The organism is Pedobacter cryoconitis (genome assembly GCF_001590605.1).
Lineage (GTDB): Bacteria > Bacteroidota > Bacteroidia > Sphingobacteriales > Sphingobacteriaceae > Pedobacter > Pedobacter cryoconitis_A.
Map to the genome: position 1 here is coordinate 5,408,762 of NZ_CP014504.1, position 23,181 is coordinate 5,431,942.

Here is a 23,181-nt window from a genome sequence, read left to right on the forward strand (position 1 = left end):
GGTTTAATTTTCGTACCCGAAACTTTTTAAATAGTTCTTTTTACTACGCCAGTCCGGAAGTACCTTTACGAAGGTTTCAAGGAAGACTTTCTGATCTAAAAATTTCTCAATATCCTTACGTGCTTCAGTACCAACCTTTTTTAGCATAGCGCCGCCTTTACCAATCAGAATGTTTTTCTGAGAATCACGTTCTACAATGATTTCTGCACTGATCCTGGTAATTTTCTCTTCTTCTTTAAAAGAGGTGATCACTACTTCTGTACTGTAAGGGATTTCTTTCTGGTAGTTGTTGAAGATTTTCTCTCTGATAATTTCAGAAACAAAGAAACGTTGTGTCTTATCTGTCAGGTCACCTTTATCATAGTAGGGTGGGTGTAGGGGAAGGTATTCTAAGATTCTTTCCATAATCCCATCCAGGTTATATTTATGCAGGGCGGAGATTGCATAAATATGTTTTGGTTTTAACAGTTCCTGCCAGTAGGCTTGTTTCTCTTCTACTTGCTCCTGGGTTGCACCGTCAATTTTATTGATCAGTACAATCATAGGGATCGTGGTATTGATTATTTTTTCCAGTACGTCGTTTTCATCGTGTTGTTCATTGATGTCTGTAACGAATAAAATTAAATCTGCATCGCTTAATGCGCCTTTGACAAAATTCATCATTGAATCCTGTAGTCCATAACGGGGTTTTATGATGCCGGGTGTGTCAGAAAAAACAATTTGTGAATCTTCTTCATTGACAATTCCAAGAATACGGTGACGGGTAGTTTGGGCCTTCGGAGTGATGATCGATAGCTTCTCCCCCACCAGGGCATTCATTAACGTGGATTTACCAACATTTGGCTTTCCTATTATGCTTACAAAACCTGCTTTATGCGACATTGAATTTTTTTTAAAATAAATTTGCATTGCAAAGAAACGAAATATATCTTTGCAGACCAATTTAAAACAAAGGAAGATTTAATCTTTTATAGTTTTCAATTGTAAATATAGTGCGGGGTGGAGCAGTTGGTAGCTCGTCGGGCTCATAACCCGAAGGTCATCAGTTCGAGTCTGGTCCCCGCTACCTGGAGAAGCATAACCTGCAAAGGTTGGTCGCTTTGAAATGGCCCGTTCGTCTACCGGTTAGGACGCCAGATTTTCATTCTGGAAATAGGGGTTCGATTCCCCTACGGGCTACAAAAGAAAAGGCTGGTTGCATACTAGCCTTTTTTGATTATAAAATACATAGTGCGGGGTGGAGCAGTTGGTAGCTCGTCGGGCTCATAACCCGAAGGTCATCAGTTCGAGTCTGGTCCCCGCTACCTGGAAAGCGTTTAACCCTTAAAAGTTAAGCGCTTTAATTTATGGCCCGTTCGTCTAGGGGTGAGGACGCCAGATTTTCATTCTGGTAACAGGGGTTCGATTCCCCTACGGGCTACTCAAATTTTCATCTTATTTCTTTGGTGAAGAAAATATCCTTAATGAGCTTCTGGTTTACACGTTTACTATTTATATTTTTCTATTCTCTATTTCTATAGTTAGTTGTTTTATAGTTATATATTTGATTCTTTAAAAGAATAATTGTTGATTATATAAAAATAAATACGAGCCCGGTTTATGAAGATTTCTCCTTTTTGGTGTGGCATTTTTGCCATATGTTTATTCGCAGCCTGTAAAAAGGACAACCCTGCACCTTTAGAAATAAAACCTGATCCTTTATTAGCATTGGGAGATTCTTGTTCTTATCAGATGGATGGTAAGTCTTATTCTTTTACGCATCAGAATGGTTTTCAGATTGGAAATGCGCAACCCAATTTTAGGTTGGATTCTTTTATAAACGGAACAAGTTATTATTCTGGCGATAAAGATTCTGTAATGTTCAGCAGAGGTTATGATTTCAACTCGAAGGAGTATGATGCAGGAATCAATATTTCTTTTGCCAAAAAATACAATAAGAAAGAAATGGAGAAAAATGTGCTGGCTTTTTTTACACCGAAAAATGGACTGGATCTTTTTCAGCCTGGAAATTATAGTTACCCTATTGATTATCAAAGAGAGCATACGCAAAATGGTATAGCTATTGATCTGTATACAAGCGAACATTTTTCTACGTATAGCAAAGTTTCTATAGGAAGTCCAACTGCTATAACTTTAGAGAGTCAGCGACAGTCAAGATTCGAAATCATTCGTTGTGTTAAATTAACAAATGGTAACTATTTATTGGAGGCGAAATTCAATACCGTTGTTTTTGATAGGGAAGAAAAGGTTAAAAAGAACGTTGAAAATGGATATTTAAGGTTAATTTTATATTAACAACTACAAAATTTTAATTTTTAAACGTAAAAATTAAAATTAGATCTATCTGTTAATTAAAGGGATAGGGTTGTTTTTTTAAAATAATACAAGTATTTACTACTAATACTTGCGGTTTTTGAAAAATAACCCTATGTTTGCATCACTTTAAAAAACAGTAGTATTAGCCTCTGAAGGCCTGTTTGTTAAGTATATAGTGCGGGGTGGAGCAGTTGGTAGCTCGTCGGGCTCATAACCCGAAGGTCATCAGTTCGAGTCTGGTCCCCGCTACCTGGAGAAGCATAACCTGTAAAGGTTGGTCGCTTTGAAATGGCCCGTTCGTCTACCGGTTAGGACGCCAGATTTTCATTCTGGAAATAGGGGTTCGATTCCCCTACGGGCTACTTAAAAGGTCTTTCTATTCATTTAGGAAGACCTTTTTTTTGTGCTGAATTTTGAGGTAATGCGGGGCGGGCAGTTTGTGGATCAATACCAAAACTTGTGGGGAAGCGTGAAAATTTTTAGTTTTGGGCTTTGAATTTTACAGATGTTATCAAGTTACCAAGAGCTCCTACGTTTATTGGGATCAAGCCATAAATTTGTGGAGCAGTCTTTCTTTTAAGCATACATTTGTATTTGCGATGCCAATGTAATTGATAAGCTGTTAGGGTAGTCTATAAGTTCATTGTCACTGATGCCATGCGTATGAGGCAAATATCCGGTGCTCAGCAATTGACCTTCTGAATCAAAATAACAAGGCTATTTAAAAAATAGTAGCCTATCCAATTTGATCTTAAAGCTAAATATTAATACTGCTCAGGATATAATTCCTATATCCTGAGCAGGTTAATTTAAAAATACTACTTACTTAGGGCAGTTCTCTACAAACTCCCAGGGCCCCCATTGGCCGGCTTCTGGTAATTCATTAGGATTTACGTACCATTTGTTTTTGTATATTTTGCCATTGTAATATACTTTGGTACCAGGTGCCGGATAAGCAATTCCTGCATTATAAGGTGCTACACCACAATTTTCAGTGCCAGGATTGGTTGGGTTGGTAGGATTAGTTGGATCAGTGGGTATAACTGGTGTCTCATTCTTATAGTCAAATGCATTTGCAAGTGCTGCTGATGTAGTTTGTCCATTTAAAACTTTCTTAGCCACATTTAAATAAGTAACACCAGTATAATTCGTTCCTTTTGCGGATAATAAGTTAAGGTTCCAAATCATAATACCATCATTTTTACCTGCTCTGCTTTGTGTACCACCATCATGGATGTATTTTGCTAAATCAGCTTCAAATTGAGGGGTGTGTTCAAAATAAGGTCCCCATGGTTCGTTTGGTACGTGCGTACCATGTGCTAATTGGAAGCCGTAGATGTTGGCATAATAAGCGTAAGAGTCATACATTAACTTGCGGTTAGGCGCTGCTCCGATATTGTAAGCCTGATAAGCAATGATATCCAGTTTATCTCCGGCTGCTTTGATTACAGGAATCATTGCGCCAGTTGCGCTGAAACCAAATAAGCTGATGCTTTTTGTTCCATCGGTTGCACTGTACAAGTAGCTATCAGATTCGCCGGTTATCGTGTTTCTTTTGCTATAAGCAAATGGAGATGCGGCATCATCATTGTTTAATCCGCCTAATGCTCCTGATCCTACAGGTGCTGTCGCGATAATATAGCCTGCCGACTTTGGCATTAATTTCCTGGATTCGGTAATGAACCTGGTTAAATAAGCTACATTAGCTGCATTTCCTGATTCGCTAAAGCTACCAGCAGGCTCAAAATCCCAATCAATCCCTCCAAAACCTATATCATCTACAAAATCTTTGATCTGCTGATAGTTGATATTGTTGAAGTTTTCCGGAGCTCTCCAATAGGTTTCACCGCCTAATGATAAAATTACTGTGATACCGCGTTGTTTCAAGATTCCAACTGCACGTTTCAACATCAAACCGCCTTCAGTTGCCTGGTAGCATTCCAGTCCGGTATTTGCTGTAGAAATATTATAAGAACCCTTTACATACGTCAGGTTAGGTTTGGCAAATGCAAAGAAAACATGTGTTACAGCAGTTGGTAAGGTTGTGAATGCACTTTTTCCATCTTCATTTAACCATCCTTCCGTCCAGCTTGGATAGTAGCCAATAGTGATTGGCTTAGTTAAACTTGCGTTAGCATTGCGTTCGAAATTTACTTGTGTTTTCGAATTGCTTAATGATTGGTTGTCTGATTGCGAATTTCCAGGCTCTGATTTTTTGCAGGAAGAAAAAGCGGTTAGTATAAAAAGTCCTGCTGTAGTGCTCTTTTTTAAGAAATTGCACACTTTCTTTTTCGATGACAATATTTTGTCATCAATTGATAAATGTTGTTTCATAGGGTTAGGTTTTTAAGTTAACCTCAAAAATAGCACGGCAAATAACAATCACAACTTTAATTGTAACATTTTCGATATAAATTATTGAATACTATTCTTGTGGTATTTAATTTTCTTTACAGAATAATATTTGTGCATTTTTTCTTTGCTTTCGAAAATGGCTTTAACTTGTTTATATGTCTCATTGTCACATGATTGCAGGTTTGTTTATTATTATATTTTCTAAAATAATGAAAGTATAAGGTGTTGTATGGAAATATTTGGGCTATTTAATTATATATATTTAATTTTTACTATTTAACAACAAGCCAGGTATATCCGTTTGCCGGTATGGTTACTTCATAAGTTGCCTGATTATTTTTATCTAAAGTATAGGAAACGGCTTTGCCCTCTTTCTCTCTGATATAAGCTTTTCCAGTAAGGCCCGTATAATAAAGCGGCAATGTAATTTTACGGGTAATTTTCTCTTCCGAAGGATTATATAGCATGGCCAATCCCTTTTCTTTTTGACTTGGATTCACATGTAAAATTCCATCCCATTCTCTTCCATCAGCCCTGCGCAGGTGTATAATATCTGAATTTAAAATAGATCTGTATTTCTTATACCAGCTGATTACAGCTGTAACCAATTTCTTCGTTTCTGGCGTATCGTATAACCTTGGGCCGCGGTAACAGGCTTGTATCCCTGCTCCATAGTATTGCATCATCAGTAGTTCATAGGAATCTTGATGTTCTGCCAGCGGTTCTAATGTGGATGCCGCATCACCACCTCCATATTCAGTTAATGGAACGAAACCCCAACTCATAGAAGGGCTCTTCTCCCATGTTCCGTCATAGATATTCTGACGGTTTAAAATAGCTTGTTCCGCCCTGGGTAGTTTGAAATTTGCTTCTTTATACCCCAATGCTATTTTATGAGTCCCATCCAGAAAATACCAATCAGGCGCATTGACATAAACACCATTTTCATTACACCAGCGATATAGCCCTTTCTGCAGTTCTATTTGTGCCCATTGTGAATCTTCCAGTCCCATATGGCCCGGGTGTTTTGTCGATGCACAAACATCACCAGGATATGGCCCGTCATTCTCAAATATATCCAGTCCTGTTTTTTTGATAAATGCTTTAATCTTATCCAGATAAGCTAAGCCCCAGTTTGAACCCAGGCAAGGTGCATGAAGAAACTGAGCATGGACATCTGCTTTTCCTGTTTTAGGATCGATAACATCTTCCTGATCATTAATCCGGCGGCTGGAAAATAATGAATATCCACCCATCAGAATGCCTTTGCTATGCGCGTAATCTACCAATTCCTTCATTTTTGCTATGTTTTCTTCGCTTTGGTCTTCCATATCCACTCCACTGCCAAAACTGAGGATAATAGCCTCATAGCCGGTTTCTGCACATTGATCGACAGCAGTTTTTACTACCTTTGGATCGGTAGAGATCAGGTGCATAAAGATTGGGTTTTCTGTTGACCAAGGGGCGATTTTACGATACATCTTGCGCTGTGCCAATCCATTTCTGTCCCTGTCATAGCTATCCAGCAGCAATTCATTGGTTCTGATAGATTTGAAGGTATTTCTAGGGGCAATTTCTACGCTCGGACCAATCGGCGGATAAACCTCTAGTAAACATGGTGTTTTACGGTTATAGTTAACCTGCGAAGTATAGGTCGAATCTGTGTTCCAATGGGTCGTTTGATCCGATAAACGGGCATTCATGGAATTGTTAAAGGCGTAATTACTTTCTACATAAATTCCGTGCGGAGTCTTGATGTCTTTGGGATTTCCATCTACTGTAGATTCCTCTTCATGTGCAGCAATGATCTCGTTAATCACTTGAGCTAACTTGATGGTTTGCTTTCCTTTATTTTCAACGCTAAGCCATTTACAAATCAGCGGTATGCCATCATATAATTCATAGTTTATATTAACCAGTACCCCTTTTAAAGAAGGCAAATCGGATTCAAAAGAAAACGTAAGCATCTTTCCTGTTGGTTGTTGTCTGTTGGATGCCCACTCATTGGCAGCAGGCTTCCATTTTATAAAGGGTACAATAGGAGTGATCTGATAAGATTTAAAAAAGAAATCTGAATTATTTGCAGTCAATCCGTCCAGCCATTGAGTTAAAAGGTAAGCCTTTTGCTTTTGACCGTATAATCCGCCAACGTTATAAGACTTACCATTGATTGTTAATTTTGCTTCCGGGCTAACTGCTCTTAAAATTTGCTGTCCATTGCTTAGGTTGCTAAAATCTGTACAGGCGAGATTCGGGAATAAACGGAATGATCTTTTAATCAGCCCATTTGATAGAATGATATCTTTATTTGTTATATCGCGATATACTTGCGCTATTTTGCAGGTACTATTGATCAGCCAATCCCGGCTTTTAGCCGTTTCTTCTGTTTTTTTCCATACTGGTAATGACGTTATTTTATCTTGTGCCAGAAGGTGACTGGCTTGAAATAATAGTAAAGCAGCTAATATTTTTCTCATTTTTAATCTCCGTTTTCACGAATATAAAGAGATAAATATGGAAATAAACAGGAAGTTTGGGACTTAATAAAGTAAAATGATTTAGTTGTATCTATTTGATAACTAATTTTTTAATCGACAATTTTGTTTGCGGATCTTTCTAAAACCTGTATCCCTATAGCCAAAAATGCCAGATCTTTCAAGATAAAGAAATCAGTAACCGGAATCCCGTCCATTTGTTTCCATATACCGGGTGTACTCAGTAAAAAACTTAAGGTGGAGACGAAAATAATAAGGGTTAATATTCCGGCAATTTTCCCTGCTTTTCTGCTCCAGAAAGAAGCAGTAAGGAATAGCGCAGTAATAATTTCAAAGATTCCTATGAGAATTGATCCCGTTTGAATAGAGACAACCTGATATAGCCAGCTCATCAACCAGCTATTTTCGACTAAGGGTTTAATAGCTTTTGCTTCTGAAGGCGTAAATTTTAGGATGCCTATCCAGACCAATACTAATATGGTGGCGATAACGCCTGTTGTGTAACCTGTTTTATTTGTTTTCATATCCCTTTGTCGGTTGTCATAAAGAAACCTTACAGGAAATTATAAAAAGATAAGAGCCTTTTTAAATTGGGCTCTTATCTGGTTTTAACTTAAACAGTAATGACTATTTTTCCAACTATTCTTCCCGACTTTATAGCAGAATGTGTTGCTGGCAATTGCTCAAACGTATAGGTTTAGCCTATATGAGATTTAACAATCCTTTTTCCAGTAAGCCAGCAAACTGTTTCATATCTTCTCCATTTGATTCTACTAAAATAAAATAACCATTAATCCCTTTAGCTTTTACCCCTTCATTCAGGCCAGAAGGAATACTGACAATTGTACCAGCTGTTTTAATGACCTCCAGTGAACGATCAATATTGTCGCCCCGAGTGGTCTAAAACAAAATCTAACGCTTCATTAGCGTCCTCAAAGCGTTGGCTGGTATAATCAATATGTTCGTCTGCACCAAGTTCCATCACAAAGTCTTTGTTTTTTGCAGAGAACGTTCTAACTACATAGGCTCCGATATGCTTTGCAATTTGTACGGCATAAATGTCCTACACCTCCGGCTGCTGCATGGATCAGCACTTTGTCTGTTGCTTTGATCTTTGCATGGCTAGTAAGGGCTTGCAATGCTGATGAGTACATTGATTGTAGTTGTTGCGCGGAACATCGCAAAATATCTGGCTGAAGATGTGAATGAGTGTACAGAAGAAAAGGCTTTATTTTGGGATTTCAGAAACTTATCTGAGCCGTTATTTTAAAAAGCATATGAATGAGCTGATGCAGCAGTATATCATCAATTACAGAACAAAGTTCATTATGAACAGGTTGCAGCACAGTGATATGCGAATCAATGAAATAGCTAATGATCTGGGTTTTACCGATGAGAGCCATCTGAATAAGTTCTTGAGGAAACAGAAGGGGCAAAGCCCGGGGCAGTATAGAAAAATTTTTAAATGACCGTTATGCTGATACTATCAGCATAACGGCAAGCGTTAATTTATTATGGTTTTTATAGAGGGCCGAAAATAATACCTAATGTACTGCCTAAAAAGCTAACAGTGCTCTTCACAAAGTTAGTGGTGATGGATGGCTTTATTTAAAAGACCTTTAACCAAATCATTAATGATACCACCGCCTTCGATAGTTGACATTTTTTTTGTGTTCAATTCTTTAACACCAAATTTTTTTAATTCTAATTTTTCATAATGGGGGATTATTATAAATAAACTCCTTATTCGTTAAAGGCTTTTCAGGGTACGCCTCTTTGGTCAAACGCTGAATCGAAATTAAATAATAAAAAGTTAAAAACATTGCTGGGCTAAATAATGAAAAGACAGACGGCCTTAAATTTAATGAGTTGAAAGCGAGCTGTGAGGCTGCTAAAAGGTCTTTTTGCGGAGAAAAGGGGGATGCTTGAGTTCCTATTCAATTCATTCATTATTTAGGGTTGTGAAGAACGCTGTATTAAAGACAGAAAACAATTCAGGTTGATAACAGGATTTTATTACCTTGTGTGCCTTGCAGGCCTGTTTTTTTTATGAAGAAATATATTTTTTATACCCTATTGGTTAGCTTACTTTTCGGAGTAAATTTAGTGTCATTTGCGCAGAATGGGATTGATTGTGCTCAGGTGCTTGATCAAGAGCCTTATTTTTCCAAGCATCAAACACTGCAAAATGATGCACTATTTTTAAGAGATCTCGAAATCCTGAAACATTGCGGAAACTACGGCAGTGTGGATAGTTTGCTGCTGAAAGGTTCGGTTCTTTCCGCGTTTTTGCGGACCGCGATGGATGAAGGACAGCCTGCTACTTACCGCACGATGATCGGATTTATGGATAAGTTTAAGGGTACGCAAGACTATCTTCAATTTGTAGAATCCTTAAAGCTTTACAAAAGCCTGGAAAATAGAAAAGTGAACCTGGAGGAGTGGGATCTTGCTCAGCCTTTTTTTGTGAAAATGGGTTTTACCCAAAATGATATTGATGATTTCAAGCAGTTTATTGCTGAGCCTGCCCATCATGAGCTAACTTACATTGCGGCTTACTACCTGTATATGAAAGAACTTAATGAAGTTACAGGAAGTAAGTAATTGTTGAAACTGAGCAAGTTTCGGGTGGTTAAAACTTGTTGTTGTCTTTATTTTTGTATGGTCAGATAAATTAGGCGAAAAAAATGAAAGCACAGGAAGAAACTAATTATAGCCGCATTGCCCAGGCAATCAGTTATATCAATGGTAACTTTAAGACCCAGCCCGGTCTGGAAGAAGTTGCCGAAAAAATCAATCTCAGCCCCTTTCACTTTCAACGGTTATTTACGGAATGGGCAGGCGTAAGCCCAAAGAAATTTCTGCAATACCTGACCGTTGAACACGCGAAGAAAATGCTGAAAGAAAATCAGGCTACCTTGTTTGAAACTGCATTTGAAACAGGTCTTTCAGGAACAAGCAGGCTGCATGACCTGTTTGTCAATATTGAAGGGATGACGCCTGGTGAATATAAAAATGGTGGAGAAAACCTGACTATCAACTATAGCTTTGCTGAGACCCCCTTTGGTAGCATCCTGGTAGCCTCTACAGCTAAAGGAATCTGTCATATTGCCTTTACTGAAGATGCAGAAGAAGCATTGGAAAACTTGAAAACTAAATTCCCCAATGCTATTTACCGGCAGTTTGCTGATACCGTACAACAACATGCGCTTCATATCTTTACGCACGATTGGGACCGTGTCAGCGAGATCAAATTACATTTAAAGGGAACAGATTTTCAATTGAAAGTATGGGAAACTTTATTAAAAATCCCGACCGCACAGTTGACAACATATGGCACTATTGCTAAAGAAATAGGAATGCCATCAGCCTCCAGGGCTGTAGGTACAGCTATAGGTGCTAATCCGGTAGCCTTTATAATCCCTTGTCACCGGATTATTCAAGCTACAGGCTCACTTGGTCAGTATCACTGGGGAACTACGCGTAAAACAGCTATAATTGGATGGGAAGCGGCAAAGATAGGGAGCGATGGATAAGATGGAAACAATTCAGGAAAAAATAGAAGTTGCAGACTGGCCGCAGCTGACAGAAATATGCACGGTCAGGGTTATGCAGTTGGGATCATATTTCACGATGCATTAACTTAAATCTGATGAATCCTGTAAATTTGCTGAATCATACAGAAATTAGTGCTGCCCAGCTAAGAATGCTGATCAGAAAAGGTGAGATTACGTTAGGTGGAAATAAGAAACTGAAGATCTATGGACTGCTGAGTTGTAAAAGCGGAAAGCGAATGAAAGCAGAGAACAGGGTGTTTTTTAAAGATGAACAGCAGGCTATAGCAAACGGATTCCGCCCATGCGGAAATTGCAAAAGAAACTTATACAAGAAATGGATTTATTCAGTACCGGAGAGTTAGTAAATTTGTTGCCTTATGATGGCGAAGTGATCTATTATGGACAATTAATACCTGCTGATAAGCTCAATTATTATCTGGAACAGCTAATGAATCAAGTTATCTGGAAAAATGATGAAGCAGTTATTTTTGGCAAACATATCATCACCAAAAGAAAAGTTGCCTGGTACGGTGATGCTGAATATGCCTACACTTACTCTAATACAACCAAACATGCGTTGTTATGGACGGCAGATCTGCTGGCCTTAAAGAATTTGGTGGAGCAGCAAACAGGCGCCCGGTTTAATTCTTGCCTGCTTAATTTATACCATGATGGTGATGAAGGGATGGCATGGCATAGTGATGATGAAAAATCGCTGGGCAGGAATACGACTATCGCTTCCTTAAGTTTTGGTGCAGAACGTAAATTCGCCTTCAAGCATAAAGACACGAAACAAGTGGTTTCATTACTGCTGGAAAACGGGAGCTTACTGGTCATGAAAGGAACCACACAAACACATTGGCTGCACCGTTTGCCAAAGACTACTAAAGTTACCCGGCCAAGAATAAACCTAACCTTCAGGACTATCGTGTAACAAATTCTTTTGATCATTGTTATCTTTACTGGATATTCTCAAAACCAGCGAATGATAGATGTTTCCCGGAAAAGTTTTTTAAGCGATGCCAAAGGCAAAATTATAATAGGTTTCACCCTGGCCTTCTTTGCCCTTTTTTTAGCATGGGGAGTTAGTAAGATAGCCTTCGATGAGATGCTGGGTACAGTGGATACCATTTCAACACCAAACGTCAAATTGCGCCTGGTCAACATGGTTTCCCGGAAAATAGCGAGTCTGGATCAGCAGCAAAAAAACCTGGCCTTTAATTCACCGGGAAACTATAGCAATTTCTTTAAACAATCCGGACAGCTCAGGCTCATGCTGGATACTTTAGGGGGCATGTATGCATCCGATTCTGTTCAGCTAAGCAGGATTAAATCTATAGAAAAACTGCTGGTACAAAGGGACAAACAGTTTATCAGCTATCTTAAAGTCAGAGAGGGGCTGGTGAATAATAAGTCATTTACTCAGGAAGTCCAGAAATTGAACGAATTAGTGAATAAAGGGCAGCAGCAAGACAGTACTATTGTGACCACAGAAAAAAAGACTTCGACGGTTACCATATTACCAATTGATGAATCCAAACAGCGTAAAGGCTTTTTCAACAGGCTATTTAATAAGAAAAAGGAAGAAGAAGATAAATCTTATCAGGTTACCAATGAAGAAAAGATAAAAAGAGATACAATTGCCCTGGCAGGGGAGACTGTGATCGCAAAGGGATTGGAAAAATCATTGCGTACCATAGCGAAAGAGCAGCAATTGAAAAGTGCGCGTTTTTTAGACAGAGAGGCTATCCTTGCCAATGCGAATGACGCGCTGATCCGTCAGATGCTCGATATTCTAAGAAAAGTAGAGGCAGAGGTAGTTGCCCAGATAGAACAAAATGGCATAGCAGCAAAAGCTGTGGTGAATACTGGGATTACCAGAATAAGCTTCATTATGATCGGGTTCTTCTTATTAACCGTTGTGTTATTGTACCTGATTTTAACAGATATCACGAAAAGTAATCTTTACCGGAAAGAATTGGAAGCCGCAAGGGATGAAGCAGAGTATCATGGCATGGCAAAACAACGCTTTCTTTCCAATATGAGCCATGAAATCAGAACACCTTTGCAATCTATTATTGGCTATGCTGAAATCATCAGGGAGCAAGAGCATCCTAAAAAGAAAGATATTGATGCGATCTACCATTCTTCTGAACATTTGCTCCAGATTGTGAATGAAATTTTAGATTATAACCGGATCATCTCAGGAAAATTCACCTTTCAGCAAAAAACATTTAATATCAGGGAGCTTTTAGAAGAAGTGATTACGATCATGGAACCGCAAGCAGAACAAAAAAATCTGAAAATGCGGACAGAAATAGAGCTTCATGATACTGATTTCGTTATTGGAGACGCCTTCAGACTGAAACAGATTTTATATAACCTGTTAAGTAATGCTGTTAAATTTACACAAACAGGTGAAGTGCTGCTCAGTGTCTTTTATAAGCGGCAATCGGATAATCTGCATTTTACTTTCATGGTAAAGGATACAGGGATCGGATTAACTGAAGAAGAAAGCAACCGTATTTTTAATGAATTTGAGCAGATTGATTCACCCGATAAAGAAGTGATCAATAAAGCAGGTGCGGGTCTTGGACTGACTATTATTAAGTCACTGGTCGAAAATCAGGATGGACGTATTTATGTCAAAAGTAAACCCGGAGAAGGGAGCATTTTTACCGTATATCTGACTTTCAGAATTGCAGCTATACCAGCTGGAGAAAGCAATATACCGCAGCTTAGCGAAAAGATATATGTGAAGGATAAAGTCTGGGTAGTAGACGATGATCGGCTGATCCTGGACCTTTGTCAGCTCATTTTTACGAAAAAGAACATTGCCCATGTCTGTTTTAATACACCAGCAGCTATGCTGGCCGCAGATTGGGACCCTGAAGTTAAATATATACTGATGGACATGCGCATGCCTGAGATTTCGGGAGCGGAACTTTGCGCCCTGATGAAAGCTAAGATCCCCTCTGATGTTAAGATATATGCAATGACTGCCCAGGTTTTACCAGAGGAACTGGAATCAGTATTACAGCAAGGGTTTGATGGATTGATTATGAAACCATTCCGTGAAAGTGATCTGCTTGATGTTTTCAGTACAACAGCACTGCCAGAAAATGCTGCTCAGCAACAACAAAGGATTAAATCAGTACCTCAAAAACAAGAAACGGACGAATTTGCCGGGATTGCACTGGATACAACAGTCGTAGAAAAAATGACTTTTGGTGATCAGGAATTGTTATTAAGTATTCTGAACAGGTTTAAGGAAGACTGTCTGCACGATATGGTGGAACTTCAGCAAAGTATCCAGAACAATGACCAGCCCCTGGCCAGGTTAATTGTTCACCGTATTGCCGGAAGAACAGCACAAATGGGCTCAGGAAAACTTGCAGCAGAATTCAGGACGATGGAAATTGAACTCTCTGAATTGCAGGACATCAATCCGCAGCTCCAGGATAAGCTGGAGCACCTAATCAAAAGACTGGGTTTATTAATGCAATTGGTAGATCAGAAAATTGGCTGAGCTTATTCAATCTCGTAGCGCTCCATTTTACTGTAAAGTGTCTTTCTGTCTATATTAAGCAGTTTTGCTGCTTTTGATTTATTGTACTTAACTTTAATCAATGTTTCCAGAATCAACGTTTTCTCATTGCTTTCATTGATCGCTTTCAGGTCTGAACCCCCTGGTTTAGGCGTTTGCTTAATGGCCAGTATCATTTCATCGGGGAGCGATTCAATACCAGCAGTATCAGTGGGGGTTAATAAAACCATCCTTTTAATCACGTTTTTCAACTCTCTTAGGTTTCCTGGCCAGTCATATTGCAAAAGCAACTCTTTAACCGGGCCGGAAAGATGTTGTACGTTCCTGTCCAGTTCAGTATTGGAAAGTTTGATAAAATGGTTAATAAACAATTCCAGGTCCTTGCCACGATCACGCAATGCTGGTAAAAGAATTTTAAACTCATTTAAACGATGATACAGATCTTCACGGAATTCTCCGTTTTGTATACTGTTTAGCAGGTCATCATTGGTTGCGGTGATGATACGCACATTAACCGGGATTTTTTTAGTACTCCCCAATGGCTGGATCACTCTTTCCTGTAAAGCCCTTAATAGTTTGACCTGGACTTCATAACTCAGGTTTCCTACTTCATCCAAAAATAAAGTACCACCTTCGGCAGCCTCAAATTGCCCTTTTTTATCATTTACAGCACCTGTGAAAGCGCCTTTAACATGGCCGAACAACTCACTTGCAGCCAGGTCCTTAGAAAGGGCCCCGCAATCAATAGCGACAAAAGGTTTGGTGTTTCTTTTACTTTGTGTATGCAAAGTACGGGCGGCATATTCTTTACCTGTTCCACTTTCTCCCTGGATAATTACAGACATATCTGTTGGCGCAACCAGGTCTATATGTGCATATAGCTTATCTGCTGTGGTACTTTTTCCTTTGATGAAATCTTCATGTTCAACCGAAGCAGGCTGACCTTTTTCTTCTTTTTTCTCCAGAGAACCTCTGATAATCATCAGCAGTTCATCAGGATTCACAGGTTTGGTAATATAATCTATTGCACCAAGCTGGATTGATTTTACTGCGGTTCTTACATCATTAAAACTGGTCATGATCACTACCGGATAATTTAATCCGTTTTCCCGCAAATGTGCGAGTACATCAAGTCCGGTTCCATCAGGAAGGCGGTAGTCTATCAGAAAGAGTTCAAAATTATGTTGCGAAATGATCTTGAAAGTACTTTTGACATCATGAACAACATAAGGTTCATGACCATGCTTTTTAAGAAAACCTTCTAACAACTGTGAGAAAGTCAGATCATCTTCAATAATAAGGATTTTCGCCATAAGTATCCGCTTCGCTTTTTGAATATACGGCAAAAATACAAAAGCCGGAGAACTTCCGGCTTTTATATTATTTATATTTTATTGTGTGTAGCGATTATTGTTGAACTACACCATCAGCACCTACTTTTAAGAAGGCTACTTTATCTTCTTTTTTAACATCTACTTGATAATAAGTTGATTTATCAGCGTTAGTGATTAAAAAAGCTGTAGTTGGTGTCCATTCTTTATAAGCATCAGCTTTTAAAGTCGCTTTTACCGGATCAGGTAATGCTTCAACTTTAACAGGGACTTTAGCTGAACTGTCTTGTTTAATTGTACTATCTAGTTTAGCTGTATAAGCTGCACTATCTGTTTTCATTGTATTTATTGCGCTATCTGCTGCAACTGTATAAGCTGCACTATCTGCTTTGAATGTGTTTGCTGTGCTATCTAATTTAACTGAATAAGCTGCGCTGTCTGCCTGGATTGCAATTGGGTTTTTAATTTCATTTGCTTTAACTGTTGATACTCCTGCGATTGCTAAAACTGCTGCTGATAAAATGAAACTTCTCATATTCTGTTTATTTAAATTTAAAATTCTAATTAACTAATTCTATTTAGCTAGGTATCATAATGATGCCAGCGTGCCAGAAAACAGTTAATGCGCTTTAATTTAGCTGTTTAGGGTTTTTGCTCTAAAAAAACGGTGTAGACATTCTCTACAGTCTGCCCCCATAACACAGCAATTTCATCAGAACAAATCCTTTTGGCAAACGTTATTAAGCCATAGAAACTTTAATTATAACCGTTATGACCTATAAAGAAATGCTGAATTCATTGGCAGAAAAGACTGCTGAAACGTATAATTCTTATTTACAGGCTAAAATTTCAACAGCAATTGAAGGTGATGGACTTTCTGCTGAAAAAGCTGAACAGCACAGAGCAGAATACGAAAGACTGGAAAAGAAACTCGTTGCACTGATAGCCACGATTAAAAACGAGGAGTCTATCAATGAACAGGCTCCTGATAATTTCTACGAAGACTTTATTAAATAAAGACTATAAAATTAGTAGTCTTTATTTATATTAGGTATTTTTGAATTTATAAATCAAGAATGTCCTATGAAGTTACCTTTAAACTACCTTGCTTTCATTATACCTGTATTCTTTATCTTCCTGCTGCTGGAATATAAAATGGCAAAGCGTAAAAAGAAAGAACACTATTTTAAACATGAAAGCTCGGTAGCTAATGTAAGTATCGGGATAGCAGAACGCTTAATCAACTTATTTGTCACTGCTGGCTTTTACCAGGTTTTTGATTGGATCTATACCAATTATGCAATTGTTCATATTCCCGGTAGCTGGTGGGTCTGGATTATATTAATGCTGGCAACCGACTTCCTTTGGTACTGGTACCACCGGCTTGGACATGAAATTAATTTTTTATGGGCAGCGCATATCGTACACCACCAAAGTGAGGAATTTAGTGCAGGGACGTAAGAATAATCACCAGTTCAAAATCAAAAACTATCTCAATGCCCAGGTGATCTTTTCTATTTTGCTGCTTACAGGTTTTACCGCCTGGTTTCCTGTGCTTGGCACAGCCGATAAACTATGTATTGCAACAATCATCGTGCTGACGCTGATCAACTGTGGAGCGCTGATGGAACAACGTAAATATATTTATGAACTGGAATGTGTCCGGATAATTCTGTTGTTAAGCTATCTGTTATGGAAAGCTGGGCTATTGGAATGGGTTGTTCTTCCCGCAATGGCCATGTTGCTGATGGAACAGTATTTCCAGCTCAGTAAGTTATACTATCGCTACGTATTGCGTGATGAAACGTTATATTAAATCCATGACATTTATCAATACCTAAATCTTTTCTTAACTTTGTTTCTAATATGTTGTCTAAGAAAACAAAATATGCCATTAAAGCACTGGTGGCTTTAGGCAAGAACGTTGAGAATCCTCCAATGCAAATCGTAAGATTGGCAGAACAGGAGATGATACCCAGAAAATTCCTGGAACAGATATTACTGGACTTGCGTAATGCAGGTTATTTGTACAGTAAAAAAGGTGCAGGTGGAGGCTACAGTCTGAATAAGAATGCTGCGGATATATACCTGGTGGATATTCTTAGGATAACAGATGGGCCTATTGCTATGGTCCCTTGTGCAAGTTTAAAATTTTATCGTAAATGTGATGAATGCCACGATGAAAAAACATGCGGGATCAGAAAGACATTTATTGATGTCAGAGATGCAACACTTGCAGTGCTTTCAAAAACCTCAGTAGCAGATGTTATTGCGCGTGAAAGCAATGGGGAAATGATGTTTTAAATTTATTAAAAAAAAGACGACTATTTAAATAGACTTTATTATATTTGTTTATCAGCAAGTATATAAACCTTTAAAATAGCCGGTCATGATTTTAAATAAAATAAAAAACAGCATTCAGGAACCCCGTATCACTTTAGTAGGAGCCGGCCCCGGAGATCCTGATTTAATAAGTTTAAAAGGAGTAAAAGCACTCAACACTGCAGCTGTTGTTTTGTATGATGCCTTAGTGAATGGTGCTTTGCTGAACCATGCCCCGGAACATGCTATCAAAATATTTGTAGGAAGTCAATCTGATGGGGAATCCTTCTCACAAGATGCTGTGAATAAATTAATGATTGATTACGCTTTGAATTACGGCCATGTGGTAAGGCTTAAAAGCGGTGATCCCTTTGTATTCGCCAAAGGTTTCGAAGAAATAAATTTTGCAGAATCTTATAGTATTCAAACTGAAATTGTACCGGGTATCTCCAGTGCAATTGGTGTTCCTGGTTTGCATAAAATCCCAATGATTTATGGGAATATGAGTGAAAGCTTCTGGGTATTGTCCGGAGTCAATTCGAAAGGGGAAATTTCTTCAGATCTGAAAGGGGCAGCACAATCCAAAGCAACTGTTGTTGTTTTAATGGGGATTGAAAGAATCAGGGAGATCGCTGCTATTTTTATGGCTGAAGGAAAAGACAGATTACCTGTTGCAGTTATTGAAAACGGGTCTGCACATGACGAGAAAATAGTTGTAGGCGTTGTCGAAACTATTGCAGAACTGGTTGAAGATCATAAAATTTCTTCACCCGCTTTATTGGTTTTTGGTGATGTAGTTTCCCTGCACCCATCCTTTGCCAGGATCAGAGATTTCTACTATACCCTCTACGAAGGATAATGAATTAAATAAAAATCTTATAAGTTTATAATGAAAAGCCAGGAGAAATTCCTGGCTTTTTAATTTATAATCATGCGCAAACCATTACCTTTGAATTCAAGGGTAAAAGCTCCGCAGTTAATCAAATCTGATAGGAGCATAACTAAATAACAATAATAGCGTTAAGAGTATAATTTAATTAACACATATGAACACATTAAAAAATAAAGTTGTATTGCGCGGAATATTCAGTGCCGCACTTATAGCTGGGTTAGGATTCAGCTCTTTTGCTCAGGTTCAAAAAGATAACTGGCATAATCTTGACTTTAAGAAAGATTCTGTATTTGGCGTAAGTACTGAAAAAGCCTACCTGGAATTACTAAAAGGTAAAAAATCAACACCAGTGATTGTAGGCGTACTGGATGGTGGAGTTGACATCAAGCATGAAGATTTACTAAGTGTAATCTGGGTAAATAAAAAAGAAATCGCTGGAAATGGAAAAGACGACGATAAAAACGGATATATAGATGATGTAAATGGCTGGAACTTTATTGGTTCAGCGAAAGGATCTGTAAGCCACGAAGCACTGGAACTTACCCGTGTATTGCGCAGAGATAAAGCTAGATTTGAAGGCGTAACTGCCGAAACAGTTAAACCTGCTGACAAACCAGCATTTGAACAATATCAAAAAGAACAAGCTGATTTTGACAAGCAAACCAATGAAGCTAAAAATGCTGTTGCAAATATTGGCGGTTTAAAAATCGCACTGGATGCAATGGTAAAGAATATGGGTAAAGAAAATCCAACTTTAGCTGATTTCCAAAACTATAAAGCTTCATCTGATATGGAAGGCCGTTTGAAAAATATCATGGTTTCCCAATTGCAGAATTCAACTTTTGAAGAGTTTTACAAAGCACAGATCGTGAAAGGCCTGGACCACTATCAGGATCAACTGGCTTATAATTTAAACCTTGACTTTGATCCCAGAGCTGAGTTTGTAGGGGATAATTATGCAGACAGCAAACAAAGAAATTATGGAAATAATGACGTTACAGGTCCTGATGCAAGTCACGGAACACACGTATCTGGAATTATAGCTGCAAACCGTACCAATACTATAGGTATTAAAGGGGTAGCAGATAATGTTCAGATTATGGGTGTCCGTAGTGTACCAGATGGCGATGAACGCGATAAAGATGTTGCCAATGCAATCCGTTACGCAGTTTCTAATGGGGCAAAGGTGCTAAATATGAGTTTTGGTAAAGCTTATTCATGGGATAAGAATGCTGTTGATGAAGCCGTTAAATACGCGATGTCCAAAGATGTATTGATTATTCAGGCAGCAGGTAATGACAATAAAAATCTTGATGTAGAAAAAAGCTTTCCGGACCGCAGATATGAAGGTGGTGGAACAGCAGAAGCTTATATTGTAGTAGGTGCTTCGGGATCTGCAGATGACAAAACTTTAAAAGCAGATTTTTCTAACTATGGAAAAACAACTGTTGATGTATTTGCACCAGGTGTGAAAATCTATTCTACAGTACCAGGATCGAAATATGAAGCCTATAATGGTACAAGTATGGCTGCTCCTGTAGTTGCAGGCGTTGCTGCATTAATCAGAGAATATTATCCTAAACTTACCGCTGTACAGGTTAAGGATATCCTAATGAAGTCCGTGGTGAAAGTTGACCACAATGTGGATATTGAAGGTGCTGAAGGAGAAACACCGAAATCGGTTCCTTTTGCAGATATATGTATCTCAGGTGGAATTATCAATGCTTATAATGCCTTGAAATTAGCTGCTGATTACAAATAGAAATTAGCTTTTTTTTGCATAAAAACGGGTCTGTCTTTATAGAGGCAGACCCGTTTTTTATTTGTGGCTAAAACAATTGTCTTGAAACCTGATATTCATCAAGCAGACAAAGCTTCTCGTATTTGTATTCATTGACCAGGTCGTACTCTTTCAGATCAGTATAGATATTAATCAGGAGATTGAACATGAACATGGCGTTCAACAGCACGTTATTTCTTCTGAAAAGTAACAAGCATTCCTTGGTATGGTGAATCGCAATTTCATATTCTTTTCTATTGTAATATTGCTGAGCCTGGAACATCATTAAAATCACTTCCTGATACTTGGCAAAATTAGTACAGTTCCTGTTTGATAAATAAACTATGATATTCTCAATCTGATCTGTTTTTTTTCCTGGTGCACTTCTGGAACTATACATTCCATAAACAGCGAGTATATAAATAGTGAAAGTAGTTCTTTTTGCAAATTCTCTTGGATGAAGTTTAACAATGTTAGAGATTATTTCGTGGCCTGAAGTGGCGTCGCCAGTAAACAAGTTTACGTATAGGATCAGGAGGTATGAAATACCTTGCCTGGGATCAATATGATTGTCAGGCCTGACGCCAAAAGGGTTATCCCCATTCCTTAAACGCTCAATATTACCAAGCAAATTCCTTTGAGCAGGTTGTTCCGCATTAATCTTTGCATAAATAATTTGAAGTGTTTCGACCGGGCTGACCATCCAGTCTGTGGCATTTAAGGTACTGATGTTTTTTATCCTGGCCTTGATGGCTTCTTTATCAAGTTTAATAACCTCAAGTACCCCTAATATCGAATTATAGACCAGTAAATGATCATCATTACTCGCGATGTCAATTAAGGCTGTAACAGCCTCCTTATAGCAGGAATCAATAAAATCAAAATTAATGAGTTTCGAGATGATAATCTCATGGAACTGATTTTCGTCCAGTACTCTGATAAGGTCAGGATTAAACTTCGATCTGTATTTTATCTCTTCTGCCATAAACAGGATCAGATAATTAGTCTCGAAGCTGTTCAGGTTCAGTTTGAAAACTGATTTCAACTCATGGAAATTGCCTGTTTTGATCAGGAAGCGGGTAGTCCACTGTAAAAGCTGGAAGCGGACCTGGTTAGCCTCATATTCCGTATTGATATAAGTGAAGAATTCCATGTTCACTTGCAAATGGAATTTTTCCAGAATCTCAACAAAAAGGAAATATTCGAACATATGCGGGTGCAGAAAGCGTACATACTCTTTTGGATGTGCATTTTCTGTCCGCTTCTCCTCCATCAGGATACCATCGGCAAGCAATTCCATATAAGCGTTCCTGAAAGCAGACAGCTCAGAGAGCAAACTGTCTTTTTCTACCGAATTGGTTTGTCTTCCATATTCAGTAAGCTGAATTATTTTTTTCAGGAAGAGTATCTTTTCTGTATAATAATTTGAACGGTAAATCTTTTCCTGAATAAAACGGGAAACCAGCTCATAAAAAGTAATGTTCGTATAATAGTTAAAATCAGGATCTTCTTCTTTTAGCTGATAATAGAGCTGGATATGCAATGGGAATTTCAGCTGAGCTTTAAGCCTCGGATTGATTTCTTTATTGTCCAGGTAGTTGATTTTAGAAATGATAACATCTACTTCCTTTTCCGTAAGCGGGGGTACATTGGACAGCTCATGAAGATTGAAGTAATTACCCGGGAACCATTTGGATTTAAGAAAAGAAGAATGGCGGATGCGTTCATAAAATCTCATCCAGGTGGTAGAGCGCAGGCTCATCATTAATTTGATGTTCTTGAAGTCTTCCAGTGAACAGATCAGGTTAATAATATTATCGAATAAACGGTTCTTATCTTCTTTCTTTAAAATCAGCTCTGCAAACCCATCTACCATGATGATAAACTTACCACCATGCGCAGCTTGAATGTTATTGATATATTCCAATGTGTTTTCAGCGGGATCTATCTGCAATTGTGCCTTAAGCTGATCCTCCATATTAAGATCTGCCTGCTCCTTACTAAAGAAGTTATAGGCCTGAACAAGTAATATCGTGGAATCTTTATAAGCAGCATCCTGTTTATAAAATAGATCTTCTGCCAAATGGCTAAGTAAAATGGTCTTTCCATAACCAGGTTGTGAAGTTACACTGGTGAAAATATAGTCACCAGCATAAAACTCATCAAAATCATACTCGGCAAATTTTCGGCTGATCGTAATGTCATAAGGAATGCCAGATCTGTTCCTGATTGTTTTTAAGGTGAACTGGGTAATCTTGTCAGCTTTACCTTTAAGATTTTTCCATTCATCTGTAGGATGCACGGGGGGTTGAGAAATATCGATTAAATCGTCTGATGCAATGTCAACGTATTCAGCGAGTGTGGTCAGGGTGAACGTAGAAAACTTATGTTTAACAACAGCGAAACCAAATAGCCTTTTAATGGTCGTTTCACTTACGTTCTTGTTAAGGTGCTTACTAATCTCAATAGAGATTCTCTTACAATCAGCAGGTGTAATAAATCGGATACCACATTTTAAGAGAATCAAGCGTTTAAGTTCGTTCAGCCGGTGACTGTATTCCATAGATCCGTTTTTTTCTATTATTC

Annotated in this window: 20 protein-coding genes and 6 tRNA genes; 19 read left to right on the plus strand and 7 right to left on the minus strand. The window is 38.3% G+C overall.

What is annotated here, in order from left to right:
* Positions 1-3: 3 nt before the first annotated feature.
* Positions 4-882 carry a GTPase Era gene (gene era, locus AY601_RS22965; RefSeq protein WP_068407853.1) on the minus strand — a complete coding sequence of 293 codons (879 nt, stop codon included), beginning with the start codon at positions 880-882 and terminating at the stop codon, positions 4-6.
* 111 nt (positions 883-993) lie between these two features.
* Here era and AY601_RS22970 point away from each other — a divergent pair.
* The 7 genes from AY601_RS22970 to AY601_RS23000 all read left to right on the plus strand — a co-directional run bounded on the left by AY601_RS22970 (position 994) and on the right by AY601_RS23000 (position 2,678).
* Positions 994-1,066: transfer RNA gene (locus AY601_RS22970), tRNA-Met, on the plus strand.
* 41 nt (positions 1,067-1,107) lie between these two features.
* A tRNA-Glu gene (locus AY601_RS22975) sits at positions 1,108-1,179 on the plus strand.
* Positions 1,180-1,231: 52 nt separating this feature from the next.
* Positions 1,232-1,304, plus strand: a tRNA-Met gene (locus AY601_RS22980).
* A 44-nt stretch (positions 1,305-1,348) separates the two neighbouring features.
* Positions 1,349-1,420 (plus strand) — tRNA-Glu (locus tag AY601_RS22985).
* Positions 1,421-1,599: 179 nt separating this feature from the next.
* Positions 1,600-2,295: a hypothetical protein gene (locus AY601_RS22990; protein ID WP_068405693.1), complete on the plus strand. Its 696-nt coding sequence runs from the start codon at positions 1,600-1,602 to the stop codon at positions 2,293-2,295.
* Between the two features lie 197 nt (positions 2,296-2,492).
* Positions 2,493-2,565, plus strand: a tRNA-Met gene (locus tag AY601_RS22995).
* A 41-nt stretch (positions 2,566-2,606) separates the two neighbouring features.
* Positions 2,607-2,678 (plus strand) — tRNA-Glu (locus AY601_RS23000).
* A gap of 460 nt (positions 2,679-3,138) precedes the next feature.
* On the opposite strand, the gene AY601_RS25975 is transcribed toward AY601_RS23000, so the two are convergent.
* The 3 genes from AY601_RS25975 to AY601_RS23015 form a co-directional block, all read right to left on the minus strand.
* Positions 3,139-4,650, minus strand: a complete 1,512-nt coding sequence (locus AY601_RS25975) for a glycosyl hydrolase family 18 protein (RefSeq protein WP_068405696.1) — start codon at positions 4,648-4,650, stop codon at positions 3,139-3,141.
* Between the two features lie 293 nt (positions 4,651-4,943).
* A complete protein-coding gene (locus AY601_RS23010; protein WP_068405699.1) occupies positions 4,944-7,148 on the minus strand; it encodes an alpha-galactosidase in 2,205 nt (734 codons plus the stop codon).
* Positions 7,149-7,258: 110 nt separating this feature from the next.
* A complete protein-coding gene (locus tag AY601_RS23015; RefSeq protein WP_068405702.1) occupies positions 7,259-7,690 on the minus strand; it encodes a DUF417 family protein in 432 nt (143 codons plus the stop codon).
* Positions 7,691-8,371: 681 nt separating this feature from the next.
* On the opposite strand from AY601_RS23015, the gene AY601_RS25450 reads away from it, so the two are divergent.
* From AY601_RS25450 to AY601_RS23045, 6 genes are all read left to right on the plus strand, one after another.
* On the plus strand, positions 8,372-8,635 hold the full coding sequence (locus tag AY601_RS25450) for a helix-turn-helix domain-containing protein (protein ID WP_232324654.1): 264 nt from the start codon (positions 8,372-8,374) through the stop codon (positions 8,633-8,635).
* Positions 8,636-9,215: 580 nt separating this feature from the next.
* Positions 9,216-9,770 (plus strand): hypothetical protein, encoded by a 555-nt coding sequence (locus AY601_RS23025; protein WP_068405708.1) that lies wholly within the window; start codon positions 9,216-9,218, stop codon positions 9,768-9,770.
* An 83-nt stretch (positions 9,771-9,853) separates the two neighbouring features.
* The gene (locus AY601_RS23030; RefSeq protein ID WP_068405711.1) at positions 9,854-10,702 is read left to right on the plus strand and encodes a bifunctional helix-turn-helix domain-containing protein/methylated-DNA--[protein]-cysteine S-methyltransferase; all 849 of its coding nucleotides are present in this window, start codon (positions 9,854-9,856) and stop codon (positions 10,700-10,702) included.
* Positions 10,703-10,818: 116 nt separating this feature from the next.
* A complete protein-coding gene (locus tag AY601_RS23035; RefSeq protein WP_198163568.1) occupies positions 10,819-11,085 on the plus strand; it encodes an Ada metal-binding domain-containing protein in 267 nt (88 codons plus the stop codon).
* A complete protein-coding gene (locus AY601_RS23040) occupies positions 11,058-11,657 on the plus strand; it encodes an alpha-ketoglutarate-dependent dioxygenase AlkB family protein (protein ID WP_068405714.1) in 600 nt (199 codons plus the stop codon). Before AY601_RS23035 ends, AY601_RS23040 begins: the two co-directional genes overlap by 28 nt.
* Positions 11,658-11,708: 51 nt before the next feature.
* A complete protein-coding gene (locus AY601_RS23045; RefSeq protein WP_068405717.1) occupies positions 11,709-14,252 on the plus strand; it encodes a hybrid sensor histidine kinase/response regulator in 2,544 nt (847 codons plus the stop codon).
* A 2-nt stretch (positions 14,253-14,254) separates the two neighbouring features.
* Here the strand turns inward: AY601_RS23045 and AY601_RS23050 are convergent, their stop codons facing one another.
* Positions 14,255-15,583: a sigma-54-dependent transcriptional regulator gene (locus AY601_RS23050; RefSeq protein WP_068405720.1), complete on the minus strand. Its 1,329-nt coding sequence runs from the start codon at positions 15,581-15,583 to the stop codon at positions 14,255-14,257.
* A 94-nt stretch (positions 15,584-15,677) separates the two neighbouring features.
* Complete coding sequence (locus tag AY601_RS23055; RefSeq protein WP_068405723.1) at positions 15,678-16,136, minus strand: hypothetical protein; 459 nt, start codon at positions 16,134-16,136, stop codon at positions 15,678-15,680.
* Between the two features lie 236 nt (positions 16,137-16,372).
* Here AY601_RS23055 and AY601_RS23060 point away from each other — a divergent pair, with 236 nt between their 5' ends.
* From AY601_RS23060 to AY601_RS23085, 6 genes are all read left to right on the plus strand, one after another.
* Positions 16,373-16,618 (plus strand): hypothetical protein, encoded by a 246-nt coding sequence (locus tag AY601_RS23060; protein ID WP_068405726.1) that lies wholly within the window; start codon positions 16,373-16,375, stop codon positions 16,616-16,618.
* A 66-nt stretch (positions 16,619-16,684) separates the two neighbouring features.
* Positions 16,685-17,062, plus strand: coding sequence for a sterol desaturase family protein (locus AY601_RS26125; protein ID WP_068405729.1), 378 nt, complete (start codon positions 16,685-16,687; stop codon positions 17,060-17,062).
* Positions 17,037-17,417 (plus strand): hypothetical protein, encoded by a 381-nt coding sequence (locus AY601_RS26130; protein ID WP_068405732.1) that lies wholly within the window; start codon positions 17,037-17,039, stop codon positions 17,415-17,417. Before AY601_RS26125 ends, AY601_RS26130 begins: the two co-directional genes overlap by 26 nt.
* A gap of 50 nt (positions 17,418-17,467) precedes the next feature.
* On the plus strand, positions 17,468-17,905 hold the full coding sequence (locus AY601_RS23075) for an RrF2 family transcriptional regulator (protein WP_068405736.1): 438 nt from the start codon (positions 17,468-17,470) through the stop codon (positions 17,903-17,905).
* An 85-nt stretch (positions 17,906-17,990) separates the two neighbouring features.
* Positions 17,991-18,782, plus strand: a complete 792-nt coding sequence (gene cobA, locus AY601_RS23080; protein WP_068405738.1) for a uroporphyrinogen-III C-methyltransferase — start codon at positions 17,991-17,993, stop codon at positions 18,780-18,782.
* A 187-nt stretch (positions 18,783-18,969) separates the two neighbouring features.
* Positions 18,970-20,577: a S8 family peptidase gene (locus AY601_RS23085; RefSeq protein WP_068405741.1), complete on the plus strand. Its 1,608-nt coding sequence runs from the start codon at positions 18,970-18,972 to the stop codon at positions 20,575-20,577.
* 67 nt (positions 20,578-20,644) lie between these two features.
* Here AY601_RS23085 and AY601_RS23090 read toward each other — a convergent pair whose 3' ends face one another.
* On the minus strand, positions 20,645-23,158 hold the full coding sequence (locus AY601_RS23090; protein ID WP_068405744.1) for a hypothetical protein: 2,514 nt from the start codon (positions 23,156-23,158) through the stop codon (positions 20,645-20,647).
* Positions 23,159-23,181: the final 23 nt, after the last annotated feature.